Here is a 15512-nt window from a genome sequence, read left to right on the forward strand (position 1 = left end):
CGCAGCAACTTTTATATCATAACAAACTTTCGTTCGAATGTCAAGAACTTTTTTAAAAAAGTTTTTTCAAGTTGTTTTGCTCGGTCGTTGTTGTCTGTTGCGACAACTTCTATATCTTATCATCTCGTTTGTTATTTGTCAACAACTTTTTTGTTGTTTTTTCAAACTTTTTTCGAGAGATTTGAAATCAAGAATTGTTATTTAATTATTGATTTCTGAATCGCTCAGCTGTGTGACTCGCCTTGCGACATGTAATAATATATCAAGATTTTTATGTTTGGTCAACACTTTTTTTCAAAAAAATTAAAAGAAGTTTTCAATCTGTTTTCATTCTTTTCAATTATTTCGTTTTTAAACTTTTTAAATCCTAATTGTCTATCAAAACAGTTTAATCCCTTGCTAAAAATCGAACAATCTGAATCATATATTTGAAATAGTTCGATTAACTTTTTTACGTACAACATAAAAAAAGAAAGAATCTGTTCGATTATCGACAGATTCTTTCTTTTTTGTTTAAAACATTGGAACACCTTCAATATGATATTTTGACCAAATCGTTTTTAATTCTGCAGGTGCTACCCATGTATAGTCTTTATCCATTTCATTTTTAAGTGCTTGTTCATCCATCTCGAAGACAAACAGCGGAACATTTTCTTTATTGATATGCGCGTTAGTTAATTCTACTAAGCTAATTGAAGTAACGTCCAATTGAACCTCTTCTTTGAACCATTGTAGCATACTAGCTAAACCCGTCATCTCATCAGAAACTTTTGCCATCGCAAACTCAATCGCTTCACCTATTGGATGCATCAAAAATTTTTTACTACCATCGTTTAAGTTCAGTATGATTGTTCCAGCGACTTTTTTGTTAGACACGACATCCACCTCAATTAATTTTTAGATTCACTAACCAAAGAAATTGTAACACACTTTCTGAAAAAATACAGAATTATTTTTCAAGCAATTTATCCATTGCTTCATCAATCCATTCTGGAAGTTCTTTGTCTAAGGTTGCAAAGCCAATTTTTTTATTCTTATCCGTAAAATATTTTTTGCGTCGATGATTCACTGAATGAACTTTGTCTTCAAGGGTCCGTAAAGATAAGCTAATCTTTTGAGAATATTCATCAACATCAATAACTTGAACGGTTACTTTTTGTCCAACGGTTAAGAGTCCATGGATATTTTTGGTAAAGCCAGCTTGTACTTCCGAAACATGAATCAGTCCCTGTGTTTCTTCGTCTAAAGAAACAAATGCGCCATATGGTTGAAGTCCGGTAATTGTGCCAGAAAGTACCATACCAATTTTGTACTTCATCAAATTTCCTCTTTTCATACGATAAATTTCTTTTTCCGTTTCTACTCATTTAAAATAATAGCATTTTTTCAACGTTTGTGCATTATTTCTTCCCTAGTTGTTAAAACTATTGTTTCATCTTTTAAGCAAAATCTACTATACTATAGGAAGTAAGACTTTATATAGAAGAAAAGGAGTTATCTTATGTTTAATTTTAATGAAACCATTGATCGTCGCCACACGAATTGTGTTAAATGGGACACCGTTGAAACGAGTTACCACGAAAAAGATTTACTACCTTTATGGGTTGCTGATATGGATTTCAAAGTGCATCAGCCTATTCTTGATGCTTTGTCACAAGTTATTGAACAGGGTATTCTAGGATATGCAGTGGCACCTAATGAACTGTATCAAGCAATTCAAGATTGGCAACAGCAACACCATCAATTGATTGTTGAAAAAGAAGAAATTTTATTTAATAGTGGCGTGGTACCCAGCTTGGCCACAGCCGTTCAAGCGTATACAGCACCTGCTGATTCTATCATGATTTGTGATCCAGTCTACCCCCCTTTTGCAGATGTGGTAAAACAAAATGAGCGTAGACTTGTGCGACATTCTTTACTAGAAGTTAACGGACATTATGAAGTTGATTTGGTTAAAATGGAACAACAGATAATCGAAGAAAAGGTGAAGCTGTTACTTTTTTGTAATCCCCATAATCCTGGTGGACGTGTTTGGACAAAAGAAGAATTGCTAGCAATTGGCCGTTTATGCAAAAAACACCAAGTAACTGTGGTTAGCGATGAAATTCATCAGGATTTGATTTTCAAACCGCATACCTTCACTTCCTTCACTGTCGCTGATGAAGCATTTAAGGAATTCACTGTTACCTTAACAGCGGCAACGAAAACCTTTAATTTAGCGGGGATTAAAAATTCAATGCTGTTCATTCCTAATGAAAAACTACGGCAATCTTTCGTATCTTTACAAGACAAAAATCATCAAGGCGGTATCAATACTTTTGGCTACGTGGGAACGGCAGCTGCCTATCAAACAGGGGAAGAATGGCTAACGGCGTTACTGGATTATTTAAAAGAAAATATTGATTTTGCCCTTTCCTTTTTCCGTGAAGAGATGCCTAGCGTTCGTGTAATGGAGCCTGAAGGAACCTATCTTTTATGGTTAGACTTTAGTTCTTATTCGCTAACGGATCGGGAACTTCGCGATACCTTAATTCATAAGGGGAAAGTGGTTCTAAATCCAGGAATTAGTTTTGGTCCCCAAGGTTCTCAACACATGCGTTTAAACTTAGCTTGTTCAAGAGAAACTCTCGAAGAAGGCCTTTTACGTATCAAAAAAGCCTTTAATTAAAAACAGCTGTCCTAGTTTTTAGGACAGCTGTTTTTAATTCTTTCTTTTGCGTTTAGCTAAATAAACTCTGACGAACCAGATACCTGAAAATAGAAGTAAAATTTCTCCAATTATTATTGTATAAAATCCTGGTTCATGAACGATTCCTTGCTGATCTACATACGTAAAAAACGTTCCTATAAATGGGAGTATTACTGCAAACAAAGCCAAGGCCATTGGATATCTGTATTTTTCTAACAAATTCGCTTCCTCTCCTTCTATTCTTTCACTCAGTATCCTATAAAGACTTCATTAAAAGAAGCGATTTGGATGCTTTTAAAAAAAGTTAGTCGTTTTAAGAAAAAAATAAAGAGTACCAACGAATTTGTCCCTCGTTGATACTCTCTTTTTCAATTGGTTAAACTTATTCACCAATGATTTCAACTGTGTCCATCACGACGTCAAATGTTGGACGGTCTTGGGCATCCCGTTGGACTCCACCAATTTCATCCACTACATCCATACCATCAACAACATGACCAAAAACAGTATGACGGAAGTCTAACCAAGGTGTTCCGCCTTGTTTGTAGGCTTCAATAATTTCTTCTGGAAAACCAGCATCTTCTAACTGACTCATCATTTGAGCTGGAACATTTTGATTAGTAACAACAAAGAATTGGCTACCATTTGTGTTAGGACCAGCATTTGCCATTGATAATGCGCCACGCAAATTGAAAACATCCCGAGAAAATTCATCCTCAAATGCTTCTCCATAAATACTTTCGCCGCCCATTCCTGTTCCGGTTGGGTCACCGCCTTGAATCATAAAATCAGGAATCACACGATGGAAAATAACGCCATCATAGTAGCCCTTTTTCGCTAATTCAACAAAATTTTCAACCGTTTTAGGCGCTTGTTCTGGGAATAATTGAACAGTGATGTCGCCTCGGTTTGTTTTAATGACCGCTTTTGGGCCTTTAGCATTTTCTAAATCTAATTGTGGAAATTGTGACATGAGAATGTCCTCCTAGATAATTATTTTATAGTTCCATCATATCGAAAAATGCTGAAAATTGCTATGATCTTTTTCCAATGATTAAAGAATGCTTTGATTCGTTAGCCAAACTTGCTTTTTTCGAAAAGCCGTGCTATTTTGTGAAGTGTTCGCAAAACGATCAATAGTTGTCTCAACCCTAAATGAATTAGGAGGAATTTTCAAATGTCTGATGAAAAAGATATTTATGATTTAACGATTATCGGCGGAGGTCCTGTTGGATTATTTGCCGCTTTTTATGCGGGAATTCGTAAAGCAAAAACGAAAATCATTGATAGCCTGCCGCAATTAGGTGGTCAGCTAACAATGCTGTATCCCGAAAAATATATTTATGATATTCCTGGATTCCCTGCTATTAAAGCCGGTGAGTTAATTGCCAATTTGGAAAAACAGATGCAGCCATTTCAGCACGATGTTTGCTTGGAAGAAGAGGTCACACACCTTGCACAGGAAGCAGATGGACTTCTGCGCTTAGACACAACTAAAGGCACACATTATTCTAAAACGGTTATCTTTGCGATTGGTAACGGCGCTTTCCAACCTCGACGTTTAGCTATCGAAAATGTTGAAGCCTTTGAAGGTGAGTCAATCCATTATTATGTGACTGACATGAAAAAATTCGCTGGCAAAAAAGTTGCGATTGCTGGTGGCGGTGATTCCGCAATTGATTGGGCTTTAATGCTAGAAAACGTCGCAGAAGAAGTATCTATTATCCATCGTCGCCCACAATTTCGTGGCCACGAACATAGCGTGGAACAACTGGAAAAATCTAGCGTTTCTATCAGAACCCCTTATATCATTAGTGATATTTTAAAGGAAAACGAAACGTTCACAGGCATCCAATTAACGGAGACAAAAGGTGACCAAACATTGGACCTCCCTCTGGATGATTTAATTATCAATTATGGCTTTACTTCTTCTTTAACACACCTCAAAGAATGGGGATTAGACGTTTCTAGAAATGCTATTAATGTTCATTCCGATATGTCAACTAACATTCCTGGTGTATACGCTGTAGGAGATATCTGTTCCTATGAGGGAAAAGTGAAATTAATCGCTACAGGCTTTGGTGAGGCACCTACTGCCGTAAATAATGCTTTACATTACTTACGGCCCGATACTCGACGTCAACCAGTTCATAGTACAAGTTTATTTGAAAACGGCGTACCTAAATAAGGTTAGCACTGGACTTTAGCAGTTTTTAAGCCAAGGACAAAAATCTAAATCGGATTTTTGTCCTTGGCTTTCTGCTTTACTGAAAAGCCTTTCTTTTTCTCTTTTAAATTTATTTTTGATACAATAAAAAGTGCTAGGAGGAAGAAAGATGAACCAACCAATTATTTATTTAAATGAAGTATTCAACGAAGAACAACTGGAACAAGTCAAAGCTGTGGCACCCAATTATCTAGTTAAAACATCTACCGATTATTTATCCTCTGCTGAAGAAGAGGCCATCGAAATTATGTTAGGCTGGCATAAAGAAATTGGTCCGCGTTTATTAGCCTCTGATACTAGTCACCTAAAATGGATTCAGCTCATTTCTGCTGGTGCTGATTATATGGATTTTGATAAATTAAGAGAAAAAGGCATTCTGTTGTCTAATGGTAGCGGAATCCATAGTGTTTCTATCTCAGAACATGTTTTAGGCGTTTTATTAGCACATACCCGCGGACTGCAAGAAAGTATCCAACAACAAATGCAACACACATGGAATCAAACAGCCCCTTCCTATCAACAACTTTCTGGGCAAAAAATGTTAATCGTAGGCACTGGGCAAATCGGACAACAATTAGCTAAATTTGCTAAAGGTTTAAATCTTCAAGTTTATGGCGTGAATACCTCTGGACATGTGACGGAAGGCTTCATTGAATGCTATTCACAGAAGAATATGAGTAAAATTATCCATGAAATGTCCATTGTTGTGAACATTCTTCCTTTGACTGAAACAACAAAACATTTATACAATCAGGCACTTTTTGAAAAAATGGCTCCTGAAACAATTTTCGTAAATGTTGGTCGCGGCGCCTCAGTAGCAACGAACGATTTGATAACTGCCTTAAACAATAAAACCATTGCTTTTGCTGCCTTAGATGTCTTTGAAGAAGAACCTCTTCCCGAAGATAGCCCTTTATGGGAGATGCAGAATGTTTTATTAACACCTCATATTTCTGGCATGACACCGAAGTTCAAATCAAAATTACTGGCGATTTTTATTCCAAACTTAAATCAATTTGTGACAGATCAAACCCTCGTCAAAAACCAAGTTTCCTTAAAAAAAGGCTATTAACTCAAAAAAGGCCTTCAACCATCTTTCAAGTAATTGCATGGTTGAAGGCTTTTTTTGCTTTTTTTACCAGATAACCTTGAAGTTATCATTTGTCGATGCTTGAATGATTGGATGTTTTTTTAAATATTCTGCAATCAGTTCCGTCATATCAATTTGGATTTCTCGAATAATTTTTTCAGGTTGGAACATTTGATAGTTTCCGCCACCGACTGCACGGTATTGATTTGTCACGATTTCCAAAACATCTTCTGCTTGCACTGCTTTACCATGATAATTAAGTTTCGTCACTCTTTCACCAAACGGTTGTCTTAAATCAAGCGTATACTCAATGCCTTCATACATATCATAATTATAGTATTGTGGTTTTGGATCGACATATTTCGGGTTAAAAATTGGTTGGCCTTTTTCTAACACAAAATAAGTAGCGCTTTGTTCTAACGCTTCACGGAGGTCTTGTCCAGTGACACGCAATACAGCCAAGGTATTTGGATAAATGTAGTTGGTAATGATATCGCGCATCGTAATTTGGTTATTAAACCCTTTGCCTTCATTGTTAAAAAGTGCAGTCCCTGAAATATCCGTTCCGCTTGAAGCCATTTGGACGTTATTAATAAATTCTATATATGGATGTTCTTTGAGGCGTACGGCATTCGGATTTTGAATCGTCATATCCCCTTCCACATTTCCCACCGGTTGGTCAAGCCACTCTTCTACCTCGTCATGTAACGCTGTTGTCAAAGCTAAAATTTCTGCATCTGGTTGTTCGTTCCCAACAGGATGAATAGCTGCATCACTTCCGATAACGCGATAGCCTTTAGCCATAGGTTCAATTTCTAAAGTAATTTCTCCAACAAAAGCTCCTCGAAAACCTGGTTGAATCACAGGTATTCCATTCAGTTTTGTAGCAATTTCTCGATGTTGGTGACCAGTGATTAAGGCATCAATCCCAGGAACTTTTTCCAATAAATCGTAGCCTTCATTTTCTCCTGTTAGTAATTCCGTGGGTTCCCCTGTTTCTAAATCTTTTTCAAAACCGCCATGGTAAGCGACAACAACTAGGTCTGCTTCTTCCCGCAGTTTTGGCACGTATTCCGCCGCTGTTTCAACGACACTTTTAAACGTTAAATCTTTGACTGTTGCCGGCTGTTCCCAATGAGGAATATATTGGGTCGTCACGCCAAGAATGGCTACTTTAACCCCTTGTTTTTCTATGATGACATACGGCTGACCGAAATAAGGTTGTCCATCTTTACCAAGAATATTGGCAGCTAAAACTGGCTGTTGATAACTGGCAATCGTTTCCTTTAAATAATCTAAACCGTAATTAAATTCGTGGTTACCTAAAATGCTAACATCATAATTCATTTGATTAATGATCTTAGTGATGGCAGCCACTGAATGTGTTTCTGCTTTTCTTACGTAGTAACTAAGCGGCGAACCTTGAATAAAATCCCCATTTTCAATTTGAAAAACTGGTCCTTTGGCAGACGCACGTAACTTTTTCAGCATGGTTGCTGCTTTTGCGGTTCCAAAAGGCAAATCCATCTTTTTTTCACTATAACTTGTTGGCATAATGTACCCATGCATATCACTTGTTGCTAAAATTTTTATTTGCATTTTGTTTCTCTCCTTCTTCCGCCCAAAAGAACAGGAAGGTTAGAACACGAGCCATAACGACTCAGATCCCAACCTCCCACGTCTGTTTATTTATTGATTATTGGTTCCATGCTTGTTCAAATTGTGACGTTGCATCTTTCAATAATTTTTTCGTGTCTTTATTTGATGAAGCAAAAATACTTTCCATAATTGTCCGCATTTCATTATAGGCTGAATCAGCATTTTCTTCTACTGGGATAGCGAATAAATCTTTTACTGCGTTTTCAAGTTGTGCAGGTACTTTGGTTGTCTTAGAATTTTTGTACTCATCACTGTGTAAAACAGATTCTAAAATTGGCATATAACCTGTTTGTTGCGCCCAGTACAATTGTGAATCAGGCGTTGCTAAGAATTTCATAAATTCAAATGCCGCTGTCCGTTGTTCTGGCGTAGCACTATCGAACATATAAATATCTGTTCCTTGTTGTAAGTTGATTTTTTCAGGACGTGGTGCAACACCGTATTCATAGCCACCAGCTTCAGCATCTTTTTGAACAAAACCAGCACCAGCAATACTACCGACAAACATTGCTACCTTTTTGTTTGCAAATGGGCCAGATAAATATTTATCTGAACCAGCTGTGCGGAAGTAACCTACTTCGATACCATCACGGTAATAGTCCACGACTTCTTGTGAATCTTTGCTTGTTAAATCTAAGTCTTTATTAAAATCAACGCCTTTGTTTTTCATTCCAATTGCGTAATAGTTATTTAACGAGTCAAAACCAGCACCAACGACTTCTTTGTTGGATTTTTCGTAAATTGTTTTAGAAGCTTCTTTTAATTCCTCTAATGTTTTCGGTACTTCAACACCATATTCTTTCAACAAATCAGCATTATAGAATAACATTTCTGTCGATTTATTAAATGGAATGCCGTATTGTTTGCCGTCGATTTTGGCGCCGTCTAACAATACTTCACGAATTGGCTCTGCATCTTTCCAGCCGATTGTGTCATCATCCATATATGGTTTTAAGTCCACTAACATTTCATCTTGTGCAGCATTCCATAACCAGCCTGGGTACGCTTGCGTAATTGTTGGTAAATCTTTTGGTGAGGTTAAAGTCGAATTGATTTTGGCTTGTAAATCAGGGTAAGCAGATTGATTTTGTAATTCCACTTTAATTTTTGGATTTTCTTTCATGAAGTCTTTCGTTAATTTTGTTAACGCTTCTTCTTGAACCCCATTCATTGCATGCCAGAAAGTGATTGTCGTATCTTCCTTCACTTCTTTCACAATATCGTTTGATTCTTTAGCCCCATTACCGTTACCACAAGCCCCCAATGCGAAAATAGCTGCGGTTGCTAACACTGTTGTTGCTAGAGTTTTGAACTTCATTTTTTTCTCTCCCTTAAAAAAATTTATAAAACAATTTGTTCGCCACGTTCTGGCAATATTCTTTCACCATACGGGTTTTCCAGTTTTTCTGGTTTTAACGTATGGATTGGAACCAATACTTGAGGTTCAATCAATGCAATAATTTTATCCAGATCTTCTGGAATTGCATGTCCTGAACAAGCTAAACGGACAAAAGTAATGTCTTTTTTAGCCAACAAATCTAAAAACACGCGATACTGTGGATCAAAGTCTCCTAACGGTTGCGCATCACTGTGAATGTATAAACTACCTTCTTGGAGGTTGTCAAACTGGTTCACAACTTGCCACAAATAGTCTGTTTTGTCCTTTAGTAACGTGTCATACGGGATTTCTAACGCTGGATTCAATTCTGGTATTTTACCAGATTCAGCATAATAATAACGAACTTCTATTCCAAATACTTCAAGTAACAACGCAGCCATATTTGCTTCTAAAACGACTGTACGTGGTGACTTTTCAATAATCTTAGCAAAACGTTCCACGTTTGCTGGATAACCATTAAAGGTAATTTGTCGATTCGGGTTTTCTAGTTCTAAACGAACCAAGTGCTGAACAAGATCTTCTTCACTGACAACCGCTATTTGCGCTGGATCTGGTTCACGTTCTGGGAAGCTAATGCTTACGCCTTCCATCATTAATAATTCAGTATGTTTGGCTTTTTCACAAAAAGCTAAAGTCTCTTCACGATTATGGCCATGTAAGCGCAAATCACCTGTGTATGTGATGAAATGGTCAGGCGTGCGAATCAGTAATGCCGAAGCACCGTACGCATCATGATCAACAGGTACGATTTCCACTGAAATTTCGCCAACTTTAATCACATCGTTTTTATTAAGACCAATCATTTCTCGGGTAAAATTCTTTTCTTCAAACGGTGATGGAATCAAAAAATCACCTTTGCGATTTAAACTATTTAGAATCATTTTCGTTTCTTTTAGGGTGTACAACGGAACAGCTGGGTCTAAATAATTAATCATGCGTGAATGATCTAAATGGGCATGAGATAAGAAAACAGCTGTGTGTTGATACTCTTTGTCTTCTGCACCATGATATTCATAACCTAAACGTGGATCATATAAGTCTTTTAATTCTGGCACTAAACGATTATTAATTAAGGTTTCAATGTGATCATCGGGCAAATCTAATTCTGGTCGAAATTCTGTACCAAAATCAAAGAAGATGTGGGCATCTTTATACGCCACTTCAATCACGGTTCCTCCAATTGTTAAAATGCCACTGTGAAAAGTCACAGTTGTTTTAGCCTTTGATTCCATTTTTTGCAACTCCTCTGATAATTTCTTTTCTGAAAATCAAGTAAATAATTAAAATTGGAATAACGGTTAATGTTGCAGCAGCCATTTGTAAATGTACGTCACTACCGCTCTCTGTCGCAAAGGCCGATAGTCCATTATTCAATAGACGGTATTTTTTCTCGTTCGTCACCAACAATGGCCACAAGAAAGAATTCCAACTAGAAATGAATGTTAAAATCCCTACTGTTACTAACGCTGGTTTTGACATTGGTACTAAAATACGCCAAATATATTCTAAATCACTAGCGCCATCAATCTTGGCAGCCTTGTAAAAAGTATCAGGAATACCTTTTAAATACCCGTTTAAATAGTAAATATAAAAAATACTAGTTAAAAATGGAATAATTAAGGCGCTGTAAGTATTTAACAAACCTAATTGCGCAATCGTTTGATAATTGGTAAAGATAATAGATTCATATGGAACCATTAACAACGAAATCATCAAAGCAATGACCACATTTTTAAAACGGAACTTCAAACTCGTTAACGCGAATGAAGCTAAAACGGCGGTGACTACCGTAGCAATCGTTGTAACACCTGAAACAAAGACTGTGTTCAAGAAATACCGAAGAAAGGGTGCTTTTTGAAAGACCTCTGTGTAGTTTTGCCATTGTGGTTGTTTCGGAAACATGGTTGGCGGCATGCTGGTCGCTTCAGAATAACTCATTAAACCAGCTAAAATCATATAGACAAATGGAAATAACGTAATAACGGCTAAAATGCCTAAGAAAACAAATGCGATAATCGTTAAAACTTTTTTCATTGGCTTATTGCCCCACTTTCTTTAAGAGTTTATTTTGTAAGAAAGTGACCACTAAAATAATCACAAATAAAATCACTGTGGCGGCCATCGCAATTCCGGGACGCCCTGCAATGTGGAATTTGTCATAAATATAGTACACTGCGGTTGTGGCACTATTGGCAATCCCCGCACGACCACCGAATAAAGCATAAACTTGTGTATAAACTTTAAAGGCGCCAATTAAATTGACCGTTAATAAAAAGGCAATGGTCGGGACTAGTTGCGGAAACGTAATACGTCGGAAAATTTCGCCGTCTGAGGCACCAAACATTTTCGCTATTTTAAAGTGTTCTTCATCAATATTTCTCAAACCCGCCAACAAAATAATAATATTAAATGCTAAACTCGTCCAAACCCCAAAAATAATCAATGTTGGCATACTCATTTGAACATTATCTAGCCAGTTGACAGAAGGAATGCCGAAAAAACCTAAGACGTAATTGACAATTCCATAATCGCCATTAAAGAAGTAACGGAAGACAATCCCAATGGCAATCGTACTCGTTACATAAGGCATAAAGAAAATCGTTTCAAAGAAACTCTTATGTTTAACTTTTTCAAAGATAATCCAAGCAATTGCTAGGGAAATTATCAAGGCAATCGGTACCACAGCAAATGCATAGAGCGCTGTATTTTTTAACGCTTTATAGAAGATTGGATCATTCAATACACGTTGATAATTTTCTAAACCAGCGTAGCGTTGGTTAATTAAGGAACCTTTTTGGAAGCTCATCCACAAAGAACGAAACAGCGGATAAACGCTAAACAGTAAAATGATTCCTAATGATGGCAGAAGGAAGAGCCATGCTTTTGGTTGATTTTCTGGATTGTATTTTTTCATTAGTAAACCCGGTCTCCCGCTTCGTTAAAGATAAATACTTTTTTATATGAAAAATCAAAAGATAAAGTGTCTCCTTCTTCAATCGCTTCTTCTACACTTACAATTGATTTCACTTGTTCATTTCCTAATGTAAATCGTAAAATACGTTCTCGACCAATCAATTCCACTAAATCTGTCGTTGTGGTAAAGAGACCTGTTTCAGCTGGTACCACATCTTCTGGACGAGAAGCAAACGTATATTTCCCATCAGTCATCGGCATTTTAAAGCGTGCTTGCTCAAAACGCTCAAGCGGAATTTCAAAACTTTCATGGTACATTTTGCCGTCTTTCACTTCAACAGACAATAAATTAATAATTGGGTTACCTATGAACTGAGCAACAAATAAGTTATTTGGTTCTAAGTAAAGGTTTTGAGGTTCATCATTTTGTTGAATAACCCCTTCGTTTAATAAAATAATTTTATCACTGATTGATAGCGCTTCCTCTTGGTCGTGCGTTACAAAGATTGTTGTAATGCCTACTTCTTTCACCAAGCGGCGGATTTCTTCACGAATTTTCAAACGCAAACGTGCATCCAAGTTACTTAAAGGCTCATCTAATAATAAAACATCTGGTTTTTGAACTAACGCCCGGGTAATCGCAACACGCTGTTGTTGACCACCAGAAAGTGTGCCTGGCTTTTTATGGCTTAACTCTTCAATATTCGTTAGTTTCATATATTCTTCGGCAATAGCTTGTGCCTCTGCCTTGGGAACTTTCTTACTTCCTACCGTCAAAGGAAACATTACGTTTTCTAAAACAGTCATATGTGGATATAAGGCATAGTTTTGAAAAACGAACCCGATGTTCCGATCTTTTGGTGCTGTTTTGACAACCGATTGCTGTCGAAACTGAATATCTCCATCACTTGGATGTAATAAACCTGCAATTAAGTTTAAAATTGTGGATTTCCCACACCCACTTGGTCCTAACAAACAAACCAAGTCCCCTTGCTCAATCGTAAAATTGACCGATTTTAACGCTTCAAACCCATTATCGAATACTTTTTTCAAGTCGATAACTTCTATCATGACCCAACCTCCAAAAAAACATTTAATAGCATACCTTTTGATTTTAACATTTATTTCTTGCAACCGCGAGAGCAAAGCTGTTTCATTAAGATAAAAATAGGTAAAGTTAATGTATTTTTTATGTAAAAAATGTTGTTTTTCTGAAAAGCCTGTTTACACTTTTTTTAACGCATAACAAAAAAGCAGAGAAAAATTCTCTACTTTTTTGGTTATTTTTTAGAATCTTTTTCTGATTCCTTTACAATATAAATTGGTCGTTTTTTCGTTTCTAAGAAAATTTTGCCGATATATTTGCCAATAATTCCTAAACATAAGAGTTGCAAGCCACCTACAAAAAGTACAATACAAACCATTGAAGGCCAGCCGCTTGTTGGATCACCATTAACTAATGTTCGAAAGATAATCACTAACATTGCTAGTGCAGAACCAATACACGAAAAGGCGCCAACGTATGAAGCAATATTCAATGGTGTTTCTGAAAAATTGACAATCCCGTCAATTGAATAACTTAATAGACTCCAGAAAGACCAAGAGGTTTCTCCAGCAATTCGTTCTCGATTTTTAAATTCAATATATTCTGTTTTAAAGCCGACCCAACTAAAAATCCCTTTTGAAAAACGATTATACTCAGATAACTCTAAAATCGCATCGACCATTTGTCGGGTCATGACACGGAAGTCACGGGCACCATCCACCATTTCTGTCTCAGCAATTCGATTAATGAGTTTATAGAACATCCGAGCAAAAAAGCTACGAATGGGCGGTTCGCCGTCTCTTGTTATGCGTCGTGTGCCAACACAATCTAAATCTGTACTGGTTTCAATCATCTCAATCATTTGAGGTAATAACTCAGGCGGGTCTTGTAAATCAACATCCATGACTGTCACCAAGTCACCTGTTGCTTCTTTTAAACCAGCGTATAAACCTGCTTCTTTCCCAAAATTTCGTGAAAAAGAAAGATAACGGACCTTCTCTGGATGTTCGCGATAAAGCTGTCTTAAAACAGCTAACGTCTTATCTTTTGAGCCATCATTCACAAATATATATTCTACTGAATGAGACAGTTGCTGGCTAATTTTTTCTACTTCTTCAAAAAACAGCGGAATCGCTGCTTCCTCATTATAACAAGGGACAACAATTGATAACATTTTATTTCCTCCACACTTCAGTTAATTATCATTATACCATATAATAGCCTTATTAAATAACGATATCCAACTAAAAATAACTTAAATAGAAAGAACCTGAGAAAAAATCCAAAACGATTTTTTCTCAGGCTGACTAGCGGTTAAACGAAAGCAACAGAAATAGTCCTACGCACTATTTCAGCCTCTTTTGTTTAGCACTAAAATTATTTTGTTAAATCTTCTTGGTTTGCTTCAAATTGATAACGCGGTTCATCATTCTTTTCATCATAATCAACAATCAAATCATAGCCTTTAAAGAACCAATCATCTGTTTCTTCAATAAAATAGGTAATCCCATCTAGGTTCTCTTTAATCATTGGCTCATCTGGCGCTTCTACAGACATCGCAATGGAAAAACCATCATGAACAGGTGTTTTTCCGTAAATTTTTCCGAAAAAACGAATGCCTGTCTCAGGCTGAACCCCGGTTTCTTCTTTAAACCATTGTTGGGCTTTCGGTGTCACTTCTAATTTCATTCTTTGTTCCTCCTTCACATCTCTGTCGCCATTTATTGTAGCACAGCGCAGTGCTTTTAGAGAATAAAGTGCTTAGCCATTCATTTTTTCATCTAATAAATCAACATCTGCGGTATCACCGATAACTAATAAATTATCGTTTTCTCGAACAATTTCAGAAGCATCTGGCGAAGCAATTACTTCTGTTTTCGAGCGGCGAATCGCTACCACAGTTAAACCAAATCGTTGACGGAAATTTAATTCTGCTAAGGTTTTATTGTAAAATTTAGGATTGGTGACCCTAACCTCAGCTAATGAAAATTCGCTAGATAATTCAATATAATCTAAAATATTGCGTGAAACAAGTTTGTGAGCAATTCGAATACCCATATCTCGCTCTGGGTGAACGACCATGTCTGCCCCAATTTTATCTAAGACACGGGCATGATATTCATTGACTGCTTTGGCTAAGACATTGGGAACCCCCATCTCTTTAACCATTAGCGTCACTAAAATACTCGCTTGAATATCTTCACCAATTGCCACCACTACGTGATCAAAATTCCGAATCCCTAAAGAACGCAACGTCATTTCATCTTGGGCGTTAGCCACCACTGCATGCGTTGCAATATTCATATATTCATTGACACGGTCTTCACTGCTGTCAATGGCCAAAACTTCTTGACCAGCTTCCACCAAAGTTTGGCATATGCTGCCGCCAAAACGTCCTAAACCAATAATTGCAAAATTTTGTTTCATTTCTTCTGACCGCTCCTGTCTGTTCGTTAAAATTAGTATAACAAATCCATAAATAAATTCCTA

17 protein-coding genes are annotated in these 15512 nt (G+C 36.9%); 3 read left to right on the forward strand and 14 right to left on the reverse strand.

The features are described from left to right. Window positions 1-281: 281 nt before the first annotated feature. The 3 genes from HMPREF2810_RS01225 to HMPREF2810_RS01235 form a co-directional block, all read right to left on the reverse strand. Window positions 282-530: a hypothetical protein gene (locus HMPREF2810_RS01225; RefSeq protein ID WP_002415841.1), complete on the reverse strand. Its 249-nt coding sequence runs from the start codon at window positions 528-530 to the stop codon at window positions 282-284. Then, window positions 514-885: a hypothetical protein gene (locus HMPREF2810_RS01230; protein WP_002385270.1), complete on the reverse strand. Its 372-nt coding sequence runs from the start codon at window positions 883-885 to the stop codon at window positions 514-516. Before HMPREF2810_RS01230 ends, HMPREF2810_RS01225 begins: the two co-directional genes overlap by 17 nt. A gap of 64 nt (window positions 886-949) precedes the next feature. After that, the gene (locus HMPREF2810_RS01235) at window positions 950-1318 is read right to left on the reverse strand and encodes a CvfD/Ygs/GSP13 family RNA-binding post-transcriptional regulator (RefSeq protein ID WP_002365178.1); all 369 of its coding nucleotides are present in this window, start codon (window positions 1316-1318) and stop codon (window positions 950-952) included. Window positions 1319-1501: 183 nt separating this feature from the next. On the opposite strand from HMPREF2810_RS01235, the gene HMPREF2810_RS01240 reads away from it, so the two are divergent. Next, window positions 1502-2668: a MalY/PatB family protein gene (locus tag HMPREF2810_RS01240; protein ID WP_002415842.1), complete on the forward strand. Its 1167-nt coding sequence runs from the start codon at window positions 1502-1504 to the stop codon at window positions 2666-2668. 33 nt (window positions 2669-2701) lie between these two features. On the opposite strand, the gene HMPREF2810_RS01245 is transcribed toward HMPREF2810_RS01240, so the two are convergent. Next, complete coding sequence (locus HMPREF2810_RS01245) at window positions 2702-2908, reverse strand: DUF3955 domain-containing protein (RefSeq protein WP_002355151.1); 207 nt, start codon at window positions 2906-2908, stop codon at window positions 2702-2704. A gap of 163 nt (window positions 2909-3071) precedes the next feature. Continuing rightward, window positions 3072-3662 (reverse strand): peptidylprolyl isomerase, encoded by a 591-nt coding sequence (locus HMPREF2810_RS01250; protein WP_002361120.1) that lies wholly within the window; start codon window positions 3660-3662, stop codon window positions 3072-3074. 204 nt (window positions 3663-3866) lie between these two features. Between HMPREF2810_RS01250 and HMPREF2810_RS01255 the strand changes: the two genes are divergently transcribed. Both HMPREF2810_RS01255 and HMPREF2810_RS01265 read left to right on the forward strand, forming a co-directional pair. Next, window positions 3867-4877 carry an NAD(P)/FAD-dependent oxidoreductase gene (locus tag HMPREF2810_RS01255; RefSeq protein WP_048942435.1) on the forward strand — a complete coding sequence of 337 codons (1011 nt, stop codon included), beginning with the start codon at window positions 3867-3869 and terminating at the stop codon, window positions 4875-4877. Between the two features lie 148 nt (window positions 4878-5025). Continuing rightward, window positions 5026-5988 carry a phosphoglycerate dehydrogenase gene (locus HMPREF2810_RS01265; protein WP_010715421.1) on the forward strand — a complete coding sequence of 321 codons (963 nt, stop codon included), beginning with the start codon at window positions 5026-5028 and terminating at the stop codon, window positions 5986-5988. A 63-nt stretch (window positions 5989-6051) separates the two neighbouring features. Here the strand turns inward: HMPREF2810_RS01265 and HMPREF2810_RS01270 are convergent, their stop codons facing one another. From HMPREF2810_RS01270 to HMPREF2810_RS01310, 9 genes are all read right to left on the reverse strand, one after another. After that, on the reverse strand, window positions 6052-7605 hold the full coding sequence (locus HMPREF2810_RS01270; RefSeq protein WP_070635583.1) for a bifunctional metallophosphatase/5'-nucleotidase: 1554 nt from the start codon (window positions 7603-7605) through the stop codon (window positions 6052-6054). A gap of 97 nt (window positions 7606-7702) precedes the next feature. After that, window positions 7703-8983 (reverse strand): extracellular solute-binding protein, encoded by a 1281-nt coding sequence (locus tag HMPREF2810_RS01275; RefSeq protein ID WP_002415847.1) that lies wholly within the window; start codon window positions 8981-8983, stop codon window positions 7703-7705. Window positions 8984-9006: 23 nt separating this feature from the next. Further along, window positions 9007-10296 (reverse strand): MBL fold metallo-hydrolase, encoded by a 1290-nt coding sequence (locus tag HMPREF2810_RS01280; RefSeq protein WP_002359171.1) that lies wholly within the window; start codon window positions 10294-10296, stop codon window positions 9007-9009. After that, the gene (locus HMPREF2810_RS01285) at window positions 10280-11098 is read right to left on the reverse strand and encodes a carbohydrate ABC transporter permease (RefSeq protein ID WP_002355144.1); all 819 of its coding nucleotides are present in this window, start codon (window positions 11096-11098) and stop codon (window positions 10280-10282) included. Before HMPREF2810_RS01285 ends, HMPREF2810_RS01280 begins: the two co-directional genes overlap by 17 nt. 4 nt (window positions 11099-11102) lie before the next feature. Continuing rightward, complete coding sequence (locus HMPREF2810_RS01290; RefSeq protein ID WP_002355143.1) at window positions 11103-11978, reverse strand: carbohydrate ABC transporter permease; 876 nt, start codon at window positions 11976-11978, stop codon at window positions 11103-11105. Then, window positions 11978-13111, reverse strand: coding sequence for an ABC transporter ATP-binding protein (locus tag HMPREF2810_RS01295; protein WP_002396511.1), 1134 nt, complete (start codon window positions 13109-13111; stop codon window positions 11978-11980). Before HMPREF2810_RS01295 ends, HMPREF2810_RS01290 begins: the two co-directional genes overlap by 1 nt. Window positions 13112-13257: 146 nt before the next feature. Next, window positions 13258-14196, reverse strand: coding sequence for a glycosyltransferase family 2 protein (locus tag HMPREF2810_RS01300; protein WP_002355141.1), 939 nt, complete (start codon window positions 14194-14196; stop codon window positions 13258-13260). Window positions 14197-14399: 203 nt separating this feature from the next. Then, window positions 14400-14729 carry a HesB/YadR/YfhF family protein gene (locus tag HMPREF2810_RS01305; RefSeq protein WP_002355140.1) on the reverse strand — a complete coding sequence of 110 codons (330 nt, stop codon included), beginning with the start codon at window positions 14727-14729 and terminating at the stop codon, window positions 14400-14402. Between the two features lie 54 nt (window positions 14730-14783). Next, window positions 14784-15449, reverse strand: coding sequence for a potassium channel family protein (locus tag HMPREF2810_RS01310; protein ID WP_002355139.1), 666 nt, complete (start codon window positions 15447-15449; stop codon window positions 14784-14786). Between the last annotated feature and the right edge of the window lie 63 nt (window positions 15450-15512).

Origin of the sequence: Enterococcus sp. HMSC078F03 (assembly GCF_001811595.1) — a bacterium.
Taxonomy (GTDB): domain Bacteria; phylum Bacillota; class Bacilli; order Lactobacillales; family Enterococcaceae; genus Enterococcus; species Enterococcus faecalis.

Excerpts from the sequence above, each read along its gene's own strand:
- HMPREF2810_RS01235 (WP_002365178.1), bottom strand. The coding sequence starts at position 1,318 with ATGAAGTACAAAATTGGTATGGTACTTTCTGGCACAATTACCGGACTT.
- HMPREF2810_RS01310 (WP_002355139.1), bottom strand. The coding sequence starts at position 15,449 with ATGAAACAAAATTTTGCAATTATTGGTTTAGGACGTTTTGGCGGCAGC.
- HMPREF2810_RS01285 (WP_002355144.1), bottom strand. The coding sequence starts at position 11,098 with ATGAAAAAAGTTTTAACGATTATCGCATTTGTTTTCTTAGGCATTTTA.
- HMPREF2810_RS01250 (WP_002361120.1), bottom strand. The coding sequence starts at position 3,662 with ATGTCACAATTTCCACAATTAGATTTAGAAAATGCTAAAGGCCCAAAA.
- HMPREF2810_RS01290 (WP_002355143.1), bottom strand. The coding sequence starts at position 11,978 with ATGAAAAAATACAATCCAGAAAATCAACCAAAAGCATGGCTCTTCCTT.
- HMPREF2810_RS01265 (WP_010715421.1), top strand. The coding sequence starts at position 5,026 with ATGAACCAACCAATTATTTATTTAAATGAAGTATTCAACGAAGAACAA.
- HMPREF2810_RS01255 (WP_048942435.1), top strand. The coding sequence starts at position 3,867 with ATGTCTGATGAAAAAGATATTTATGATTTAACGATTATCGGCGGAGGT.
- HMPREF2810_RS01240 (WP_002415842.1), top strand. The coding sequence starts at position 1,502 with ATGTTTAATTTTAATGAAACCATTGATCGTCGCCACACGAATTGTGTT.
- HMPREF2810_RS01300 (WP_002355141.1), bottom strand. The coding sequence starts at position 14,196 with ATGTTATCAATTGTTGTCCCTTGTTATAATGAGGAAGCAGCGATTCCG.
- HMPREF2810_RS01270 (WP_070635583.1), bottom strand. The coding sequence starts at position 7,605 with ATGCAAATAAAAATTTTAGCAACAAGTGATATGCATGGGTACATTATG.
- HMPREF2810_RS01275 (WP_002415847.1), bottom strand. The coding sequence starts at position 8,983 with ATGAAGTTCAAAACTCTAGCAACAACAGTGTTAGCAACCGCAGCTATT.
- HMPREF2810_RS01280 (WP_002359171.1), bottom strand. The coding sequence starts at position 10,296 with ATGGAATCAAAGGCTAAAACAACTGTGACTTTTCACAGTGGCATTTTA.